Origin of the sequence: Streptomyces sp. NPDC002130 (genome assembly GCF_040296465.1) — a bacterium.
GTDB lineage: Bacteria > Actinomycetota > Actinomycetes > Streptomycetales > Streptomycetaceae > Streptomyces.
The window spans coordinates 1-21,437 of record NZ_JBEOXI010000038.1; the positions used below are offsets into that span (position 1 = coordinate 1).

Annotated in this window: 9 protein-coding genes; 8 read left to right on the top strand and 1 reads right to left on the bottom strand. The window is 71.6% G+C overall.

From position 1 onward, the window contains the following. Positions 1-976, bottom strand: a 976-nt coding sequence (locus ABT116_RS10040; RefSeq protein WP_351630414.1) for a methionyl-tRNA formyltransferase, incomplete at its 3' end; no start/stop codon positions are given. Positions 977-1,226: 250 nt separating this feature from the next. Here ABT116_RS10040 and ABT116_RS10045 point away from each other — a divergent pair. From ABT116_RS10045 to ABT116_RS10080, 8 genes are all read left to right on the top strand, one after another. Then, positions 1,227-2,582 carry a lysine N(6)-hydroxylase/L-ornithine N(5)-oxygenase family protein gene (locus ABT116_RS10045; RefSeq protein ID WP_351630417.1) on the top strand — a complete coding sequence of 452 codons (1,356 nt, stop codon included), beginning with the start codon at positions 1,227-1,229 and terminating at the stop codon, positions 2,580-2,582. A 164-nt stretch (positions 2,583-2,746) separates the two neighbouring features. Beyond that, positions 2,747-3,808, top strand: coding sequence for a FecCD family ABC transporter permease (locus tag ABT116_RS10050; protein ID WP_351630419.1), 1,062 nt, complete (start codon positions 2,747-2,749; stop codon positions 3,806-3,808). Beyond that, on the top strand, positions 3,805-4,866 hold the full coding sequence (locus ABT116_RS10055; protein ID WP_351630422.1) for a FecCD family ABC transporter permease: 1,062 nt from the start codon (positions 3,805-3,807) through the stop codon (positions 4,864-4,866). The genes ABT116_RS10050 and ABT116_RS10055 overlap by 4 nt, the downstream gene beginning before the upstream one ends. A gap of 39 nt (positions 4,867-4,905) precedes the next feature. After that, complete coding sequence (locus ABT116_RS10060) at positions 4,906-5,760, top strand: ABC transporter ATP-binding protein (RefSeq protein WP_351630424.1); 855 nt, start codon at positions 4,906-4,908, stop codon at positions 5,758-5,760. A gap of 91 nt (positions 5,761-5,851) precedes the next feature. Then, entirely contained in the window at positions 5,852-6,910 is a 1,059-nt protein-coding gene (locus tag ABT116_RS10065; protein WP_351630427.1) for an iron-siderophore ABC transporter substrate-binding protein, read from the top strand. 4 nt (positions 6,911-6,914) lie between these two features. After that, positions 6,915-8,702: an ABC transporter ATP-binding protein gene (locus ABT116_RS10070; protein WP_351630430.1), complete on the top strand. Its 1,788-nt coding sequence runs from the start codon at positions 6,915-6,917 to the stop codon at positions 8,700-8,702. A 57-nt stretch (positions 8,703-8,759) separates the two neighbouring features. Beyond that, the gene (locus tag ABT116_RS10075; RefSeq protein WP_351630432.1) at positions 8,760-19,661 is read left to right on the top strand and encodes a non-ribosomal peptide synthetase; all 10,902 of its coding nucleotides are present in this window, start codon (positions 8,760-8,762) and stop codon (positions 19,659-19,661) included. After that, on the top strand, positions 19,651-21,351 hold the full coding sequence (locus ABT116_RS10080) for an ABC transporter ATP-binding protein (RefSeq protein WP_351630435.1): 1,701 nt from the start codon (positions 19,651-19,653) through the stop codon (positions 21,349-21,351). The genes ABT116_RS10075 and ABT116_RS10080 overlap by 11 nt, the downstream gene beginning before the upstream one ends. Positions 21,352-21,437: the final 86 nt, after the last annotated feature.

Consider the following 21,437-nt stretch of genomic DNA (forward strand, 5'->3'; position numbering starts at 1 on the left):
CCTGCTCGCGGGAACCTCGCCGAAGCAGGCGCGCACCGAGCGCGAGGCGCTGCTGGCCGAGCTGGGCCTGACGGGCAAGGAGCGCAGCATGCCGGTCCTCGGTGCGTACGCGCGTGATGGCCAGGCCGCGGTTGCGTCCGGTGCGGGCGTCGGCACCGGCGACGATCACCACGCCGTCGCCCTCGCGGTAGAAGATCCGGCCGGGAGTGCCGCCGTAGCGGCCCTCGGAGACGAACGCGGCCAGGACGTCGAGCCGCTTGCCCCGGTGGAAGGTGTAGGCACTGGGGTACGGCTCCGACTGGGCACGCACCAGGCGCTCCAGGTCCTCCGCGGGCCAGCTCCAGTCGATGCGGCTGTCCTCGTCGGCCCGCTTGTGGAAGAAGGACGCCTGGGAGCGGTCCTGTCGGGTGAACTCGGTCTGCCCCGAGGCGATCAGGCCGAGCGCGCCGATGGTGACCGGGGCGATGAGGTCGACGGTCTTGTGGAAGAGGTCGGTCGCGGTGTCCGTCGGGCCGACCGGCACCGCCTCCTGCCGGACGATGTCGCCGGCGTCGAGTTCGTCGTTCATCATGTGCGCCGTGACGCCCACTTCGGGCTCGCCGTTGATGAGCGCCCAGATCAGCGGGGAGAAGCCGGCGTACTTCGGCAGCAGCGAGTCGTGCACGTTCAGCGTGCCGTGGCGGGGCAGTCCGAAGATGCGCGGGGGGATCCAGGTGCGCCAGTTGTTGGCCACGATGATGTCCGGGTCGGCCTCCTTGAGGCGCTCGAACAGCTCCTCGTCGTCGGGGCGGTTGCGGATCAGCACCGGGACGCCGTGCTCCTCGGCGAGGTCGGCGACCGAGTCGCTCCAGATCTTCTCGTAGGCGTGCTCGCTCTTGGGGTGGGTCACGACCAGCACCACGTCGTGCTCGGACTCCAGGAGGGCTTGCAGGGTGCGGTGCCCCCAGGTCTGGTAACCGAACATGACGACCCGCATGGGGTTCCTCCTCAGAGCAAGGTGTTGGCCGATGCAAGTAAAGCAAGGCTTACCTTAGTGTGCAACGGGTGGGCGGGGCGGGTCAGTTGACGGAGCCCGCCGCCGAGGGCTGTCCGTTTTGCCCTGTCGACACCTCAACGGGTTTAGCTTAGGCTCACCTAAGTTCGTTGGCCTGCCGCGTCGTCGGCATGCCCGTCTCCCGTTCCCTCCACACCTGACACGCGCGGCTGCCCCGCACGATGGGAGTGACATGTCGCAGGTTCTTCCTGGTGACGCATCACCGGTCCACGACCTGATCGGTATCGGCTTCGGGCCGTCCAACGTGGCCATGGCGATCGCGCTCCGCGAGCACAACGACCGCGTCGGAGGGCAGGAGGCGATCACCGCTCACTTCTTCGAGCAGCAAGCCCGCTTCGGCTGGCACCGCGGCATGCTCATCGACGACGCCACCATGCAGGTCTCCTTCCTCAAGGACCTGGTGACGCTGCGGAACCCGGCCAGCGAGTACAGCTTCCTCTGTTACCTGCAGAGCAAGGGCCGGCTGATCGACTTCATCAACCACAAGAACCTGTTCCCGCTGCGCGTGGAGTTCCACGACTACTTCGAGTGGGCCGCCGCCCGGGTCGAGGACATGGTCTCCTACGGCCACGAGGTCGTCGGCGTCGCGCCCGTGACCCGGGACGGCGTCGTGGACCACCTGGAGGTGACCGTCCGGTCGGGCGGCGGCCTCGAGGTCCACCGGGCCCGCAACCTCGTCATCGGCACCGGCCTGCGCCCCCTCATGCCCGAGGGTGTGGAGCGCGGCGAACGCGTCTGGCACAACTCCGAACTGCTGGCGAAGGTCGACGAGTTGGAGGGAACCTCGCCCTCCCGGTTCGTCGTCGTGGGCGCCGGCCAGAGCGCCGCCGAGAACGTCGCCTACCTGCACCGCCGCTTCCCCGACGCCGAGGTCTGCGCCGTCTTCTCCCGCTACGGCTACAGCCCGGCCGACGACAGCAGCTTCGCCAACCGGATCTTCGACCCGCAGGCCGTCGACGAGTACTTCGCCGCGCCCGAGGACGTCAAGCGCCGGCTGATGGACTACCACGGCAACACCAACTACTCCGTGGTGGACATCGACCTCATCGACGATCTCTACCGGCAGTCGTACCAGGAGAAGGTGCTCGGCACCGAGCGGCTGCGGTTCCTCAACGTCTCCCGGCTCACCGGCGTCAAGGAGACCCCGTCGAGCGTCCGCGCCACGGTGACGTCCCTGGTCACCGGCGAGGAGACCGATCTGGACGCGGACGTCGTGGTCTTCGCCACCGGCTACAGCCCCGTCGACCCCACGAGCCTGCTCGGGGAGGTCGCCGACCGCTGCCTGCGCGACGACGAGGGCCGCGTCCGCGTCGAGCGCGACTGGCGCATCGCGGCCGACCCCTCCCTGCGCTGCGGCATCTACCTGCAGGGTGGCACGGAGCACACACACGGCATCACCTCGTCGCTGCTCTCCAACACCGCCATCAGGGTGGGCGAGATCCTGGACTCCCTCCTCGGCCGCGGCGCCGAGCCCGCCGCCGACCGGACGCGCGCGGTCGCCGACGGTACGGGCAGCGCCGCCCGCTAGGTGTTCCGCCGAGGGCGCCGGGGGTGGCGGTCGGCCCCGGCGCGCCCGGGATTCCCATCGGCCACAACCGTCGTGGCCGGTCGCGCCGTTCCCCGAGCCCCTTCGGGCGTCGCAGGCACCGTCCGGTCAACTCGCCCACCGCGCAAGGGATAACGTACGTCGACATGGGCACGACTGCTGCAGTGGAGCGCCCCCCGGTCAAGGGCTCGACACCGACCCGCCGACGGCGGGTCGTGGGTCTGGGCACCCTTCTGGCGGTCCTCGTGATCGCCGCGGTCCTGTCGCTGGCCGTCGGCGCACGCGCCCTGAGCCCCGCCGAGGTGTGGCACGGACTGTTCGGCGCCCCGGACACCGACCGGCGGCTCACGGAGATCAGACTCATCGTCGAGACCGTACGGGTGCCCCGCACGGTCCTCGGGATCGTCGCGGGCATCGCCCTCGGCGTCGGCGGGGCGCTGATCCAAGGGTTCACCCGCAACCCGATCGCCGACACCGGCCTGCTGGGCGTGAACTCCGGTGCCTCGTTCGCGGTGGTGGTGGCGATCTCCGTGTTCGGGCTCGGCAACCCGTTCCAGTACGTCTGGTTCGCCTTCGCCGGTGCGGCCGTCGCCGGTGTCGTGGTGTTCGGTCTGGCGAGCATCGGACGCGGGGCCGGCAACCCGCTGACCCTCGCCCTGGCCGGCCAGGGCGTCACGGTCTTCCTCGCGGCGATGACCACCGCCGTCGCGCTGTCGGACCAGGCGGCGCTGAACGCCCTGCGGTTCTGGAACGCCGGCTCCCTCGCCGGTGCCGGATTCGACGTCATCTGGCCGGTGACCGCGTTCATCGGCGCCGGTCTCCTGCTGGCCCTGACCACGCTGCCCTCCCTCAACCTGCTCAACCTGGGCGACGACGTGGCCAGGGGTCTGGGCGTGAACATCGCGCTGAGCCGGACCGTCGGCATCACCGCCATCACCCTGCTGGCGGGCGCGGCGACGGCCGCGTGCGGCCCCATCGCCTTCCTCGGCCTCATGGTCGCCCACGTGGCCCGGTACCTGACCGGCCCGGACTACCGCTGGCTGGTGCCGTACGCCGGTCTGCTCGGGGCCGTCGTGCTGCTGCTGTGCGACATCGTCGGCCGACTGGTGGTGCGGCCGGGCGAGTTGGACGCCGGCGTCCTCGTGGCGCTACTCGGCGCCCCCTTCTTCGCGGTGCTCGTGTGGCGCGGAAAGTTCAGGAAAGCATGAACCTGACCGATGTGAAGCCGTCCCTGCCGCCGGGCGTGCGGCTCGGCCGGGTGTCGTTCGTCTGGCGGCCCTGGCTCCTGTGCGTCACGCTGCTGCTCGCGGCGGCGGCCTTCCTGGTGTTCTGCGTGTCCATCGGCGTCGGGGACTTCCCGATCGGCCTCCCGCAGGTGATCGCCACGCTCTTCGGGCGGGGTGAGCAGGTCGACGAGTTCGTCATCATGGACCTGCGGATGCCGCGCGCGCTGGCCGGACTCGTCGTGGGCGTCGCCCTCGGCGTGTCCGGGGCGCTCACGCAGGCCATCGCGCGCAATCCCCTGGCCAGTCCGGACGTCCTGGGGATCACCCTGGGGGCCAGCGCCGTCGCGGTGTTCCTGGTGACGGTCTCGGGCGGGACCGCCGCGGCGGTCGTCAACTCCGTGGGCCTGTCGGCCGCGGCGCTCGCGGGCGGGCTCGGCACGGGCCTGCTGGTGTACCTCCTGGCCTGGCGGCGCGGAGTGGACGGTTTCCGGCTCATCCTCATCGGCATCTCGGTGAGCGCCGTGATGGAGGCCATCACGACCTGGCTGCTCGTCACGGCCGACATCAGGGACGTCGCCCGGGCCCAGGCGTGGCTGGTCGGCTCCCTGGAGAACCGCTCCTGGGGCGAGGTCTCGACGGCTCTGTGGTGCGGACTCGCCCTCCTGGCCGTCGTGTCCTGCGTCGCCTTCCAGTTCAGGCCGATGCACTTCGGCGACGAGGTCGCCGCGGGCCTGGGCGTCCGGTACGCGAGGGTGCGGGCGGTCCTGCTGCTGTGCGCGGTGCTGCTGGCCGGTGTGGCGGTGAGCGCGGCGGGCCCGGTGCCGTTCGTCGCGCTGGTGGCACCGCAGGTGGCGATGCGTCTGGCGCGCTGCCCCACACCGCCGATGGTGGCCTCGGGGCTGACGGGCGCGTTGCTGCTGACCGGCTCGGACCTCGTCGCCCGCACGGCGCTGCCGGTCTCGCTCCCGGTCGGCGTGGTCACCGCCGCGATCGGCGGGCCCTTCCTCGTCTATCTGCTGGTACGGGCGAACGTGCGGTAGATGTACAAAAGTCAGCTGAACCTGAGCAAGGGGGGACCCGTGGTCGCACAGTCCGTCACCGAGGCCGCGGTCGGCGGCACTTCGCGGCTCGCAGCCCGAGGCGTCACGGTCGGCTACGGCGGCCGGGTCGTCATCGACGAGCTCGACGTGGCGATACCGCCCGGCGTGATCACCACGATCATCGGCCCCAACGGCTGCGGGAAGTCCACCCTGTTGCGCACGCTGTCGCGGCTGCTCAAGCCGACCAGTGGGACGGTCGTCCTGGACGGCGAGGACATCGGCAGGCTCCGGACCCGGGACGTGGCGAAGAAACTCGGACTGCTGCCGCAGGCGCCGGTCGCGCCGGAGGGGCTGACCGTGGCCGACCTGGTCGCCAGGGGACGTCACCCGCACCAGAGCTGGCTGCGGCAGTGGTCGTCCGACGACGCCGACGTGGTGGAACGCGCCCTGGCGATGACCGGGGTGTCCGACCTCGCCGACCGCCCGGTCGACGCGCTGTCCGGCGGGCAGCGCCAGCGCGTCTGGATCTCGATGACACTGGCTCAGGGCACCGACCTGCTGCTGCTGGACGAGCCGACGACCTATCTGGACCTGGCACACGCCCTCGACGTCCTCGACCTGGTCGACGATCTGCACGAGTCCGGGTGCACCGTTGTGATGGTGCTGCACGACCTCAACCTGGCCACGCGCTACAGCGACCACCTCGTCGTGATGCGGGAGGGCTCGATCCTGGCGCAGGGGCATCCTCGTGACGTCGTCACCGCCGAACTGCTGCACGAGGCCTTCGGGTTGCGCGCCCGGGTGATCGACGACCCGGTCGGCGACCGGCCGCTCATCGTGCCGATCGGGCGGGCCCATGTGCAGCCGGGACACCTTCCGCCACAGGACGATTAGTAAGGCTAGGCTAACCTCACCCTGGCACGGTAAGGTTTGGCTGCCCTTAGGCGAGGGTGCAGCGAACTGGCGCGAAAGCAAGGGGATTTGGATGCTCCTCCATCGAACGACGTCCGGAAGGCCATGGCGGCGGCTGACAGCGGTACTGTCCGCGGCCGCCCTCGGCGTCGGTCTCCTCGCGGGATGCGGTTCCGGCTCGTCGGACACCGCGGGCAACAAGGGCGAGGGCACTCAGGCCGCGGCCGCCGGCGACTTCCCGGTCACCGTGGAGCACGCGTTCGGATCCACGACGGTCGAGAAGGCGCCCCAGCGGGTCGTCTCCGTCGGCTACACCGACGACCAGACCGTCCTGGCCTTCGGCATCAAGCCCGTCGGCATGGTCGACCAGTACCCGAACCCGCCCGGCAAGAGCCCCGACATCAACACCCAGTGGCCCTGGGTGAAGGACAAGTGGGGCGACACCAAGCCCGAGGTCGTCATGGAGAACGGCGACTCCGGCCCCAACTACGAGAAGATCGCGGCCCTTCGCCCCGACCTGATCGTGGCGGTGTACTCCGAGATCGACCAGGCCGCCTACGACAAACTCTCCAAGATCGCCCCGACGGTGGCCCGCACCAAGGGCGAGAAGGAGCCCTTCAGCGCTCCGTGGCAGGACAACGCCCTGCACATCGCCAAGGCCCTCGGCAAGGCCGACGAGGGCCAGAAGATGGTCGACGACATCCAGGGCCAGCTGGACGCGGCCAAGAAGGCACACCCCGAGCTCGCCAAGGAGAGGGCCGTCGCGCTGTCCTGGTACAAGGACTCGGTGGCACCCTTCACCTCCACCGACGTGCGCGGCCGGCTCGTCACGGGCATCGGCTACAAGTACCAGACCGAGATCGACAAGGTCGCGGGCGGCAACTTCTACACCACGCTCTCGCCCGAGCGCATCGACCTCGTCGACGTCGACCACATCTTCGTCATCAACGACAAGGCCGACACCGACGCGTTGAAGAAGTTCAAGCTGTTCGCCAACCTCGACGCCGTGAAGAAGGGCAACGTGTCCTACCTGCTCGACAGCGAGGGACCGGCGGTCGGCGCGGCCATCTCCCAGGGCACCCTGCTGTCCATGCCGTACGCGATCGACGAGCTCGTCAAGTCGGTCGAGTAGGGAAGTGAGCACCACCGACACGCGCGTCGCCCCGGCGGCCCTGCGCACGACGACCGGACGCGAGGCCGCCCGCTGGGTCGCGGAGCACTGCCGCGCGATGCCCGGGCTGACGATCGCGACCGCGCTCACCACGGTCGCGGGGGCGGCGCTCCAGGTGCTCCCGGTGCTCCTGCTCGGCCGGGTGGTCGACGGGGTCGTCGGGGACGAGGACCGTTCGGTCCTGGTCACGATCGGGGTGCTCATCGGTGCCGCCGCGCTGCTCGGCGCGGCGGCCACCGCGGTCTCCACGTACCTGATCGGGCGGCTGGGCGCGGATCTGCTCGCGCGGCTGCGCGAAGGCGCCGTCCGCGCGGTGCTCGGCATGCCGAGCGCACGGATCGAGCAGGTCGGCCGGGGGGACGTGCTCTCCCGGGTCGGAGACGACGTGGCCGTCATCTCCAAGGGCATCCGCACGGCCGTCCCCACGGTGTTCTCGGCGGGCGTGCTGGTCGTCATCGCGACCCTCGGCATGTTCGGGCTCGACTGGCGGCTCGGCCTGGCCGGTGCGGGCGCGCTGCCCGCGTACGCGCTGGCGCTGCGCTGGTACCTGCCCCGGTCCGCCCCGCTCTACCGGAAGCAGCGCGTCGCCCAGGCCGACCGAGCCCAGGCGTTCATCAGCGGCCTGAACGGCATCGACACGGTCCGGGCCTACCGCCTGGAGGGCGCCTTCCGCGAGAAGGTCACCACCGAGTCGTGGCGGGTGCGCGAGCTCGGTATCGAGGTGTTCCGGTTCTTCGGCCGGTTCGTCGGCCGGGAGAACCGTGCCGAGTTCATCGGTCTGGTCCTGATCCTCGTGGTGGGGTACGCCCTGCTGGAGGCCGACGCGGCCACCCTGGGCGAGGTGTCGGCGGCTCCGCTGCTGTTCCACCGGCTGTTCACCCCGCTGGGCGCCATCATGTTCACCTTCGACGAGGCACAGAAGTCGGGCGCGAGCCTGACCCGCCTGGTCGGGGTGCTGGGGGAGTCCGCCGAGGAGCGGCTGGTCGGCGACGAGTCCGTGACGGCGGCCCGGGCGGGGGTGTACCCGGTGACGGTCGAGGGGCTCACGTTCCGCTACCCCGGCTCCGAGGAGCCGGTGCTGCGGGATGTGGACCTGTCGATCCCGGCCGGAGGCTCGCTCGCCCTGGTGGGCGCCACGGGCGCGGGCAAGACGACGCTTGCCGCGCTGATCGCCGGGATCGGCACCCCGCAGGCCGGGTCGGTGCGCGTCGGGACGACCGATCTGGCCGACCTGGACGAGGCCGGGGCGCGGGCCCTGGTCAGCATCCTGACGCAGGAGACGCACGTGTTCTCCGGCCCGCTCGCCGACGACCTGCGGCTGTCCGCGCCGGGGGCGACCGACGGGGAGCTGATGGACGCGTTGCGCACGGTCGGCGCGGAGGGCTGGGTCGCCGCGCTGCCCGACGGGCTGAACACCCCGGTCGGTGAAGGCGGTGAGCGCCTGGACGTCACCAAGGTCGCCCAGATCGCCCTGGCGCGGCTGGTGCTGGGCAGGGCGCCGGTGGTGGTGCTCGACGAGTCGACCGCGGAGGCCGGCAGCGAGGGCGCCGCCGAGCTGGAGCGGGCCGTACTGGCCGCGTGCGCGGGCCGCACCACGCTGTTCGTGGCGCACCGGCTGACCCAGGCGATGGCCGCGGACCGGATCGCCGTGCTCGACGCGGGACGGGTCGTGGAGCAGGGGACGCACGAGGAACTGGTGGCTCTGGGTGGCCGGTACGCACGACTGTGGCGGGCCTGGCGAGAGGGTAGTTAGGCAACCCTTATTTAGGTTAGCCTAACTCCACATTCTGGAAGGGACGCTGAGTCTTCGATGATGGAACCGCGCGCTCGTCTCGCACTGCTTTCCCCCACACGCCTGGCCGATGTGCGCCGGCGGATCGGCGACTACCCGGACCGGACCATCACCGAGGCCTGCGCCATCGGCCTGTCGTACTGGGCGACGGGCAGCAGCCCCGAGGGCATCGACCTCGCGCCCGGCACGCTCTTCGCCGACGTCCTCGGCTGGGTCGACAACGGCGGGACCGCGTCCGGCGGTTGGGACGTCACCCCGGACGGCCGCGGCATCACCGTCCCCGAGGGCGTCACCCCCGAGGACGCACAGCTGGCGCTGGACGACCTGGCCGACTTCCCGGACCGGCCGCTGGGCACCATCGGCCCGTCCAGCGTGGCGGCCAGACTCCGGGTTCTGGCCGAGTGGAACGACAACCGGGCCGACCGGGACCGCCCCACCATCGTGGAGATGTTCCACCGTCAGGCGAGCGCACGACCGGACGCCGTGGCCGTCGTCGACGAACACCGCACGCTGACCTACCGTGAAGCGGCCGAGCACGCCGCCCAGTTGGCCCATCACCTGCTCGCACGCGGACTCGGCTCCGAACAGGTCGTCGGCATCTCCCTGACCCGATCCGCCGACATGGTGATCGGGCTGCTCGCCGTGCTCCAGGCCGGCTGCGCCTTCGTACCGCTCGATCCGCAGTGGCCCGCCGCGCGCCGGGCCGTCGTCATCCAGGACGCCCGGGTCGTCGTCCAGCTCAACGCCTCCGGCGAGCACGACCCGGCCGAACCGGACGCCGTGGCCGTCGACCTGGGTGACTGGCGGTACGGCTCGTACCCGGCGGAGGGGCCCGGCGTCACCGTCCTCGGTGACGCGCTGGCCTATGTGATCTTCACGTCCGGCTCGACCGGGCGGCCCAAGGGCGCGATGATCCGGCACGAGGCGATCAGCGAGCGCCTGCTGTGGCAGGTGAACGAGATCCTCGGCTTCGGCCACGACGACGCCTCGCTGTTCAAGGCGCCGCTGTCCTTCGACATCTCCATCAACGAGATCTTCCTGCCGCTCGTCTCCGGCGGACGCCTCGTCGTCCTGCGGCCCGGCGGCGAACGCGACCCGCACCACCTCCTGAGCGTCATCGCCGAGCAGCGCGTCACCTTCACGTACCTGGTGTCGTCCATGCTGGACGTGCTGCTGGAGATGGCCGGCGACTCCGGCCGCCTGGACAGCCTGCGGCACGTGTGGTGCGGCGGCGAGGTCCTCACCCCCGAGCTGTACGAGCGCTTCCGCACCAGGCTCGACATCCCCATGTACCACGGCTACGGCCCCGCCGAGACCACCATCGGCGTCTCCCACGTCATCTACCGGGGCGCCGCGGAACGCCTGTCGACGTCCATCGGCAAGGCCAACCCCAACACCCAGCTCTACGTCCTGGACGACGAACTGCGCCCGGTCCCGGTCGGCGTCGGCGGTGAACTCTACGTCGGCGGCTTCCTCCTGGGCCGCGGCTACGTGGGCGCGCCCGGCCTGACCGCGTCCCGCTTCGTCGCCAACCCCTTCGCGAACGACGGCTCCCGTCTCTACCGCACCGGGGACCTCGCCCGCTTCGCCCCCGACGGATCGCTGGACTTCCTCGGCCGCGCCGACAACCAGATCAAGATCCGCGGCATGCGGCTGGAGATCGAGGACGTCGAGGTCGGCCTCGCCGAGCACCCCCGAGTCCGGCACACCTGCGTCGTCGCGAAGAAGAACACGGCCGGCGGCACCTACCTCATCGGCTACGTCATACCCACCGCCGGCAGCGAGGACCTACGGGCCGACGAGGTCAAGGCGTGGGCCGGCGCGCACATGGTCGAGTACATGGTGCCCCCCCACATCGTGGTGATGGAGGAGTTCCCGCTCACCGCCAACGGCAAGCTCGACCGCAACGCGCTCCCCGAGCCCACGATCGGCACGAGTTCCCTCGCCCGCCCCACCACCGACGACGAACGGGCGGTGTGCGCAGCGGTCGCGGAGGTGCTGCGCCTCGAAGAGGTCGGCGTCGATCAGGACTTCTTCCAGCTCGGCGGCGACAGCATCCTCGCGATCTCCCTGCTGAGCGCACTGCGCGAGCGGGGCCTGCACGTCACGGCACGGCAGATCTTCACCCACGGCACGGTGGGCGCGCTGGCAGCGGTCGCGAGCCGCGAGGACGTCTCCACCGTGGACCACGCCGATGTCGCCACCGGCACCGTCGTCGGCTCACCCATCGTGCAGTGGCTCGGCGAGACCACGGACGCCGTCGACGGCTTCGTCCAGTCGGTCGTCCTGAACACCCCCGCGGGCCTGACCGCCGACGCCCTCGACACGATCCTCACCGCGCTCGTCGCCCGACACGACATGCTCCGCGCCAGACTGGTGCGCGGCAGCCGCTGGAGCTTCGACATCCCCGAGGCGGACCGGGCCGAGCCCGGCTGGCAGCGCAGCGACCGGCCGCTCGACGAGTGCATCGCCCTCGCCACGGCCGGACTGGACCCGGCGAACGGCGTGATGCTCCGGGCCGTCTGGCGCCCCGAGGCACGCCAACTCGTCCTCGTCGCCCACCACGTGGTCGTCGACGGCGTCTCCTGGCGCATCCTCATGGAGGACCTGGCCACCGCCTGGCGGCAGTTCGGCTCGGGCGAGCCCGTCGAACTCCCCCCGACGGGAATGTCGTTCCGGCGCTGGACCCAGCTGCTGGAACGTGCCGCGTTCGACGCCGACAGCTCCTGCTACCGGCGCCCCCTGCCCGGCGAGGACCAGCCGCTGGCCCACCGCGCCCTGTCCGACACGGACACCGTCGCCGGCGAACGCCTGCGGACCGTCACGGTCGGCCCCGAGGTCACGGCCGCGCTGCTGGGTGAGATCCCCGCGAAGTTCCACGCCGGCGTCAACGACGTCCTCCTCACCGCCCTCGCCGTCGCCCTCGCCCGGCGGCGGCGCGACCTCGGCCAGGACCAGACCTTCGCCCACATCGAGCTCGAAGGCCACGGCCGCGAAGGACAGTTCGTGGCGGGCTCGGCCGGCTTCGAGCCGGAGCTGTCGCGGACCGTGGGCTGGTTCACCACCCTCTTCCCGGTGACCGTGGACCCCGGCACGGCAGCCGACCTCACCACCCCCGCGTACCTGACCGCCGCCCTCAAGGCGGTCAAGGAGGACCTCGCCCGGGTACCGGACAACGGCGTCTCCTACGGCGCCCTGCGCTACCTCACCCACAGCGAGTTCGACGCCCCCGCGCCCCAGGTGCTCTTCAACTACCTCGGCCGCTTCGCCGCAGGCGCACCCGGCGACTGGCAACTGGCCGGCACCACCGGCCAGCTGGGCGAGAAGCGCGACCCGCGGATGCGCCTGCCGCGCGCCCTGGAGTTCAACGCGATCGCCGAACCCGCCGCGTCCGGCGCGTACGAGCTGGTCACCACCATCTCCTGGCCCGACGGCCTGTTCACCGACGCCGACATCACGACACTCGCCGACTACTTCCGCACGGCCCTGACCGGACTCGCCGCACTCGACCAGGGCGGCCACTCGCCCAGCGACTTCCCCCTCGTACCGCTCACCCAGGCCGACGTCGACGCCCTGGACAGCCCGGGCCTGCGGGACATCCTGCCGCTGACCCCGCTCCAGGAAGGCCTCTACTTCCACTCGGTCTTCGACGACGACTCCGCGGGTGCCTACGTCGAGCAGCAACTGCTCACCCTCGACGGCGAGGTGGACGCCGGCCGGCTCGCGACGGCGGCCACCCGGCTGCTCACCCTGTTCCCGAACCTGGCCGCCCGCTTCACGGCACTCACCGACGGCCGCGTGGTCTCCGTCCTGGAGAACGGCCTCCAGGCCCCCTTCACCACCCTGGACCGCCCCGGCATCACCGACGAGGAGATACGCGACCTCGCCGAACGGGACCGCCGCACCGGCTTCGACCTGGCCACCGGCCCCCTCATGCGATACACGCTCGTTCGCGCCGGCTCCGGACGGAACGTCCTGGTGCAGACCGTGCACCACATCATCGCCGACGGCTGGTCGGTGCCGCCCATGCTCCGCGCGCTGCTCGCCGAGTACCACGCGCCGGGCACCGTCCACCCGCTGGGCGGCTTCGCCGACTACGTGCACTGGCTCGCCGGACGCGACGCCGACGAGAGCGACCGCGTCTGGCGCGAGGAGCTCGCCGGACTGCCCGGCCCCTCACTGATCGCCGAAGGACACACGCCCTCAGACCGGTTCGCCGACACCGCCATGGAACCCGAGGGCGACCTCGACGCCGCCGCCCGCGAGGCCGGCGTGCCGCTGAGCGTCGCCGTGCACAGCGCCTGGGCCGTCACCCTGGGCGGCATCCTCCAGGGCCGGGACGTCGTGTTCGGCTCCACGGTCTCCGGCCGCGACGCCGACGTGCCCGGCATCGGGGAGATGGTGGGCCTGTTCATCAACACCGTTCCCGTACGTGCCCGTTGGACCCCCGCGACCACCGCGGCCGACCTGCTCACCGCCGTACGCGACCACCAGAGCGCCGTCCTGCCGCACCAGCACGTCTCCCTGGCACGCATCGGCCGCCAGGCGGGCTCCGGCTCCCTCTGCGACACGCTCGTGGTGTTCGACGTGGCCACCGACGTGACCTCGCTCCGGCGCCCCGGCGACACGCTGGCCATCACCGCCCTCGTCAACGAGGGCGCTCCGCACTACCCGCTCACGCTCGTGGTCGAGCGCACTCCGGACGGCCGGCCGCGCTTCAACCTCATCCACGACAACGAACTGCTGAGCGAGTCGACCGCCCGGGCGGTCCTGCACACCTTCAGCGGGACCCTGACCCGCCTCCTCACCCGGCCCGACACCCCCGTCGACGACCTGACGCCCGACAGCGAGCGGCGCCCCGCACCGATCACCCCGACCACCCTGGGCGCACTGTTCGACACCGCCGCCCGCCGCGACCCGGCAGCCACCGCCGTCACCCAGTGCGGACTCGACGGCACCACCCGTTCCCTGACCTACGGCGAACTGTCCGACGCGAAGACCAGCCTGGCCTCGGCCCTGCGCGCGGCCGGAGCCGGCCCGGGCAAACGGGTCGCCGTGGCCGTCCCGCGCTCCCTGGAGCAGGTCGTCGCCCTGGTCGCGATCATCGGCGCGGGCGGCGCGTACGTCCCGCTGGACCTGGCGTACCCGGACGAACGGCTGGAGTACATCCTCGCCGACGCGGCCCCCCAGGTCGTCCTCGTGGACCGCGACCAGCGCGACCGCTTCACGCGACTCCTGGCCCGGGCCGGGGTGCCCGCACGCGTACTGGTGCAGGGCGAAGAGGCCTCGCCCGTCCTCACGGAGCCCGGCCCCGAGCCCGACTGGCACACCCCCGCCTACGTGATCTACACATCCGGCTCGACCGGCCGCCCCAAGGGTGTCGTCGTCCCGCACTCCAGTGTGGTGACCCTGCTCGCCAACACCCGACCCGCCATGGACTTCGGCCCCGACGACGTCTGGGTCCAGTTCCACTCCTTCTCCTTCGACTTCGCGGTCTGGGAGCTGTGGGGCGCGCTGGCGCACGGCGGTGAGCTGCTGGTGCCCGAGTACGGCCTGACGCGGTCCCCGGTCGACTTCCACCGGCTGGTCCGCGAGCACGGCGTCACCGTCCTCAACCAGACCCCTTCGGCCTTCTACCAGTTCATCGAGGCCGACCGGCTCACCGGCGAACCGCTGCCCGCCCTGCGCCGCATCATCTTCGGCGGCGAGGCACTGGACCTCGGGCGGCTGCGCGGCTGGGTCGAGCGGCACGGCACGGCCGCCCCCGAGCTGGTCAACATGTACGGCATCACCGAGACCACCGTCCACGTCACCCACCGGGTGCTGACCGACGAGGACTTCGCCCCCGGGGACGACGTCAGCCCCATCGGCGGCCCGATCCCCGGACTGGTCACCTACCTCCTCGACGACCGGCTGCGCCCGGTGCCGCCGGGCCGGGAGGGCGCCATCTACGTCGCCGGCGACCAGGTGTCGCTCGGCTACCTGGGCAGGCCCGGCCTCACCGCGGGCCGCTTCGTGGCCGACCCGTTCGCGGCCGACGGCTCCCGCATGTACCACACGGGCGACCTCGCCGTCCGCACCCTCGACGGCGAACTGCACTTCACCGGCCGCGCCGACGGTCAGGTCCAACTCAAGGGCTTCCGTATCGAGTCGGGCGAGGTGGAGTCGGCGATCAGGGCCTTGGACGGCGTGACCGACGTGGCGGTGACGGTGGCGGACACCGGGGACCATCTGGTGGCGCATGTGGTGGGCCGGGTGCCGGACGACTTCGAGAGCCGGCTGTCGGAGAAGCTGCCCGTACACATGGTCCCGGGCCGAGTGCTGCCGATCGACGCCCTACCGCTGACGGTGAACGGCAAGCTGGATCGAAAGGCTCTGGCTGAGCGCCCCTTCGAGGGCGCGGGGAACTGCGCGACCAGCCACAAGGCACCCGCAGAAGAAACCACCGCGGTCGCCGCACTCACCAAGATCTTCACCGAGACGCTGACCGATACGGAAGTGACCCCCGACACCGACTTCTTCCACGCCGGAGGCGACAGCATCATCGCCATCACGGTCGTGAACAGGGCCCGAACCCTGGGCCTGCCCCTCACCCCGAGGGACGTCTTCCTGCTCAAAACCCCCCGCGCACTGGCCGAACACCTGGAAACGAACACACCCCGGGCCACTCCGGAGACCACCCACCGCGAAGACGGCCCGCTGCCCCCCACCCCGATCATCCTCCGCCAACGCGAACTCGGCGGCTCCCTCACCCGCTTCGCCCAGGCCAGGACACTGAAGGCCCCCGAAGGCACCGGTTTCACGGACGCCGTGCGCGCCGCGACCGCCGTGGTCGCCGCACACCCCGCCCTCCGACTGAGGCTGGGTACCGGACACGGCGTGTGGACCCTCCGCACCGACCCCGCCCGCGAGATCACCGTCGTACGCCCGGACACCACCGACGCGACAGCCGTCGCGAACGAGGCCGCCGGACGGCTCGACCCCGAGTCCGGGGACGTCGTCGCGTTCGCGTGGCTGGAGGCGAGCAGGACCCTGGTCGTCACCGTGCACCACCTGGCCGTCGACTCGGTCTCCTGGCTGATCCTTCTGGACGACCTGGCGGCGGCCCTGCGCGGAGAGAACCTGGCCCCGCCGACCACGTCCTACGCCGAGTACGCCGAAGCCATGACGCTCCGGTCGGCACAAGCCGTCGACGACCTCGGCCGCTGGCTCACGACACTCCAGGCCCCCGAACTGCTGCCCGACCCCGGCCACTTGCGCGAGACGACGGTCGTACTCGCCCCCGACGTGAGCGACCGCCTCACCCGCACCGCGCCCGCCGCACTCGGCGTCGGTCTCACCGAGCTGCTCTGCGGCGCCCTGCGCACCGCGCTGACCAGGATCCAGCCGTCGCCCACCGACCTCGCGATCGACCTGGAGCGGCACGGCAGGGTCCCGGCACGCGAACAGCACGACTACACCCGTACCGTCGGCTGGTTCACCTCCATCGCACCCGTGCGGCTCACCCCGCACACCGACCCCGTCGCCGCCGCGCGCGAAGTCGTCGAGCGTCAGCCGGACGAGGACGGACACGTCGCCTACGGCCTGCTCCGGTACCTCAACCCGCAGACGGCCCCGCTGCTCACCGCCCGCCCGCAGGTGCTGTTCAACTACCTCGGCCGGGGCAGCGAGTCCCAGGCGCTGCACCTCACTCGCGGCGACCAGCGCAGCCCGTACGCCGTCGAGGTCAACGCGTGGACCGACGAGGTCACCGGAAGCCTGCTCGCCGAGTTCGTCCTCGCCGAGGGCGTCCCCGACGAGATCACCGAGCACTGGCGCAGCGCCCTGAAGCACCTCGCGGACGCCGCGACGACGGCCGAGCGCACCGCCCCGGTCACCCCGCTCCAGCGCGGCCTGTTCTTCCAGGCCCAGCTGGCGGGCTCGGCCGGGCACTACGTCGCACAGAACTGGTTCACCTTCGACCGGCGCCTGGACACCGGCGCGCTGGCCGAGGCGATGGCGCATGTGATCGCGCGCCACCCGGTCGTCGGCGCCGGCTTCACCACCGACGACGACGGCAACCCGGTACAGGTCCTCAAGGCCGGCCGGCGCGTCGACGTCCGCACGGTCGACCTGGCGACGGACGCGGAGATCGACGCCCTGCGCGCCGGGGACCGCGACACCGGGTTCGACCCGGGCGAGCCGCCGCTGATCCGGCTGACGGTCGTGCACCTGCCCGGCGGCCGGGACGGCCTGCTGCTCAGCTACCACCTGCTGCTGTGGGACGGCTGGTCCCGCGAGATCGTCCTGCGCGACCTGTTCGACGCCTACCGTGCCGTCCTCGCCGGCGAGCCACTCGACGACACACCGGCCACGCCGAGCTTCGAGGAGTACGCCCGGGCGCTCGCCGCCCAGGACTCCGCCGGATCGGAACGCTTCTGGGCGGACCGGCTGGCCGCCCTGCCCGGCCCCACCCTGCTCGCCGGGCCCGCGCCGGCCTTCTCGGACGACCTGCCGAAGGCCCTCGTGCACTCGCTGTCCGCCGAACAGTCCGACCTGGTGCGGGAAGCGGCCCGGGTGCACGGCGTCACCCTCAACTCGGTGCTGACCGGCGCGTTCGGCCTGCTGCTCGGCGCGCACACCGGCCGCGCCGACGCCGTGTTCGGCGTGACCGTCTCCGGCCGCGAGGGCGAGGGGCGCTCCGACATCGTGGGCGTGCTGCTCAACACCGTGCCGATGTGGACCCGGGCCCGCCCGGAGCAGTCGGTCCGCGCCTATCTGTCGGCCGTCCAGGCGACCCGGGTCGAGGCGATGGAGCACGAGCACCTCGGGCTCGGCGAGATCCAGCGGGCCAGCGGGCACGACACCCTGTTCGACAACCTGTTCGTGCTGCAGAACTTCCTGGACATGGACGCGTTCGCCGAGATGAACGCCCGGCACGGAATCACCTCGGTCAAGGCCGACGACTCCACTCACTATCCGTTCACCTGGGTCGTCACGCCCGGGGACCGGCTCACGGTCAAGCTGGAGTACCGCGACGGCGACACCGGCAACGCCCGCCGTCTCCTCGACGACTACCTGAGCGTGCTCGAGGACCTGTCCCGGGCGACCGGGCCGGTCGGCGCGCTGCGGGGGCTGGGCGCGGTGCCCGAGCCGGCCGTACGCACCGACGTCGGCACGGACACCGTCGTCGACCGGTTCGACCAGGCGGCGGACCGCGACCCGCAGCGCGTGGCGCTCGTCGCCCACGGCTCGACGATGACGTTCGCCGAACTCCGCGACCGGAGCAGGGCGGTGGCGGGCGTGCTCGCCGCGCGCGGCATCGGCCCGGAGACGACCGTGGGTCTCGCGATCCCGCGCTCCCTCGACTGGATCGCGGCGCTGTTCGCCGTCCTGCGGGTCGGCGCCGCGTATGTGCCGCTGGAGCTGGACCACCCGGACGAGCGGATCGCCGCCATCGTCGGCGACGCCCGCCCGGACGTGATCCTCACCGTGAGTGCGGTCTCGCCCCGGCTGACCGGCGACCTGATCGAACTGGACCGGCCGCTTCCCGACGCCGAGCCGTTCGTGACGTTCGCCCCGGACGACCCCGACCGCCTGCGCCACCCCGCGTACACGATCTACACCTCCGGCTCCACCGGAAAGCCCAAGGGCGTGGTGACCGAGTACGCCGGTCTCACCAACATGCTGATCAACCATCAGCGCCGGATCTTCGAGCCGGTGCTGGCCGAGCACGGCCACCGGGCCTTCAAGATCGCCCACACCGTGTCGTTCGCGTTCGACATGTCGTGGGAGGAGCTGCTGTGGCTCGCCGACGGCCATGAAGTGCACATCTGCGACGAGGAGTTGCGGCGGGACGCGCCCCGGCTGGTGGAGTACTGCCTGGAGCACGGGATCGACGTCGTCAACGTGACCCCGACCTACGCGCAGCAGCTGGTGGCCGAGGGCCTGCTGGACCAGCCCGAACGGCGGCCCGCGCTGGTGCTGCTGGGCGGCGAGGCCGTCACCCCGACGCTGTGGCAGCGGCTCGCCGAGACCGAGGGCACGGTCGGCTACAACCTGTACGGGCCCACCGAGTACACCATCAACACCCTCGGCGTCGGCACCTTCGACTGCCAGGACCCGGTGGTGGGCGTCGCCATCGACAACACGGACGTGTACGTCCTGGACCCCTGGCTGCGGCCGCTGCCGGACGGGGTGCCCGGCGAGCTGTACGTGTCGGGCATCGGCATCGCACGCGGCTACCTCGGGCAGCCCGCCCAGACGGCGCACCGCTTCGTCGCCTGCCCGTTCGGCGAGCCCGGCGAGCGCATGTACCGCACCGGCGACCTGGTGGTCCGCCGGCCGGACGGCAACCTGATGTACCTGGGCCGCACCGACCAGCAGGTCAAGATCCGCGGTCATCGGGTCGAACTCGGCGAGGTGGAGGCCGTGTTCGCGGCGCACCCGGCGGTGCGGTTCGTCGCCGCGGTCGCCCAGCCCGACCCCCAGGTCGACGGCGCCCACCGGCTGGCCGCCTACCTGGTGCTGGAGGGGGCGGAACTCGCGGCGGTCGCCGCCGAGGTGGGCGCCGGGCTGCCGGACTTCCTGCGGCCCACCCACTACGCGCAGGTCGACGGCATCCCGCTGACGGTGAACGGCAAGGCTGACACCAAGGCACTGCCCGAGGCCAAGCCGCTGGGCGCGCTGACCACGGCGGGGGAGCGGGCCCCGCGGACCGAGACCGAGACCGTGGTGTGCGAGTACTTCGCCGAGGCACTGGACCTGGACGACGACGAGGTGAGCGCGGTGAGCGACTTCGTGTCCCTGGGAGGACACTCCATGCTGGCGGTACGGCTCATCGGGCTGCTCCGCCGCGAGTACGGTCCTGTGATCACCATCCGCGATCTGTTCACCCTGCGAACCCCGGAAGCGATTGCCCGCCACCTCGATGAAAACTGACACGCAGCGGCCCCGCCACGGGGCCGCCATCCTGCGGACCGCCCTGCGCCGCAACATCGGCGCGATGGCCTGGGGCACCCTCCTCATGGGCCTCTACCAGGCCGGTGAGACGGCCTTTCCCATCGCACTCGGCCTGATCGTCGAACACACGATGCGGGACGGCCGCAGCCTCCAGGCGCTCGCCCTGTCGATCGGCGCCCTGGCCGTGATCATCACGACGGTCTCGCTGTCGTGGCGGTTCGGCATGCGGATCCTGCAGAAGGCCAACACGACCGAGGCGCACCGCTGGCGGGTGAAGGTCGCGGCCTGCGGCCTGCAGCCCGTGGCCCGGGACGTCGACCTCAAATCCGGCGAGGTGCTGACCATCGCCACCGAGGACGCCGACCAGACCGCCGACATCATCGAGGTGGTGCCGCTGCTGATCAGCTCGCTGGTGGCGGTGCTGGTCGCGGCGGTCGCGCTGGGCCTGGCCGACGTCCGGCTCGGCCTGCTGGTGATCGTGGGCACCGTCGCGATCCTGTCGGTCCTCAGCGTGATGTCGAAGCGGATCGGCAGCAGCACCCAGGAGCAGCAGGCGAGCGTGGCGCGGGCGGGTGCGAAGGTCGCCGACCTGATCACCGGCCTGCGCCCGCTGCACGGCTTCGGCGGCAACCACGCGGCGTTCCGGTCCTACCGGAAGGTCAGCACCGAGGCGAAGCACCAGTCGATCACCGTCGCCAAGGTGAACGGCGCCTATGCCGGCACCGCACTGGCCCTCAACGCCGTCCTCGCCGGCGCCGTGACCCTGACGGCGGGCTGGCTGGCGTTCGAGGGCCGCATCACCATCGGCGAACTCGTCATGGCGGTGGGCCTGGCGCAGTTCATCATGGAGCCGCTCAAGCTGTTCTCGGAGATGCCCAAGTACGTGATGATCGCGCGCGCGTCGGCCGAGCGGATGGCGCTGGTGCTGTCGGCCCCGCCGGTCATGACGCCGGGCTCCGAACGCCCGTCCCCGGGCGGCGACCTGGAGATCGACTGCGTCCGCCACGGCACTCTGACCGACCTGAAGTTCCGCGTGAAGGCGGGCGAGTTCGTCGCCATCGCCCCCTACCAGCCCCGCGCGGCGGCCGACCTCGCGGCCGTCCTGGCCGTGCGCGTCCCGCCCACCGCATACGCGGGAACGGTACGGATCGGCGGCCGGGACCTGGCCGACCTCTCCGTCGAGGCGGTCCGTGAGCACCTGCTGGTCAACCCGTACGACGGGGAGATCTTCGCGGGCACGCTCCGCACGAACATCGACCCGTCGGGCACCAGCCGGACCGTGCCCGACGCCGTCGAGGCCTCCATGCTGACCGATGTCGTGGCCCTGCACCGCGAGGGCCTCGACTACGGCGTCCGTGACCGGGGTGCCAACCTCTCCGGCGGCCAGCGCCAACGCCTGTCCCTGGCCCGCGCCCTGGCCGCCGACACCGACGTCCTGGTCCTGCACGACCCGACGACGGCGGTGGACGCGGTCACCGAACAGCTCATCGCCCGCAACGTGGCGAAGCTGCGCCGGGGCCGCACGACGATCGTGATCACCAGCAGCCCGGCGTTCCTGGACGCGGCGGACCGGGTGCTGGTCCTGGACGACGGAGTCATCGCCGCGGAGGATACTCACCGCAACCTGCTGGCGAGTGACCAGACCTACTGCTCGGCGGTGGCACGCTGACCTTCTTTTCCGGGGGCGCGGGGCTGAGTCGATGTGCGGCTCCGCCGTGTGGGCTCGACCAAGGGCCCTGGGGATACGCCTTCAGG

What these genes read in the sequence shown, in the direction of transcription:
- ABT116_RS10045 (WP_351630417.1), top strand. Translation starts at nt 1,227, where the DNA reads ATGTCGCAGGTTCTTCCTGGTGACGCATCACCGGTCCACGACCTGATC.
- ABT116_RS10050 (WP_351630419.1), top strand. Translation starts at nt 2,747, where the DNA reads ATGGGCACGACTGCTGCAGTGGAGCGCCCCCCGGTCAAGGGCTCGACA.
- ABT116_RS10055 (WP_351630422.1), top strand. Translation starts at nt 3,805, where the DNA reads ATGAACCTGACCGATGTGAAGCCGTCCCTGCCGCCGGGCGTGCGGCTC.
- ABT116_RS10065 (WP_351630427.1), top strand. Translation starts at nt 5,852, where the DNA reads ATGCTCCTCCATCGAACGACGTCCGGAAGGCCATGGCGGCGGCTGACA.
- ABT116_RS10075 (WP_351630432.1), top strand. Translation starts at nt 8,760, where the DNA reads ATGATGGAACCGCGCGCTCGTCTCGCACTGCTTTCCCCCACACGCCTG.
- ABT116_RS10080 (WP_351630435.1), top strand. Translation starts at nt 19,651, where the DNA reads ATGAAAACTGACACGCAGCGGCCCCGCCACGGGGCCGCCATCCTGCGG.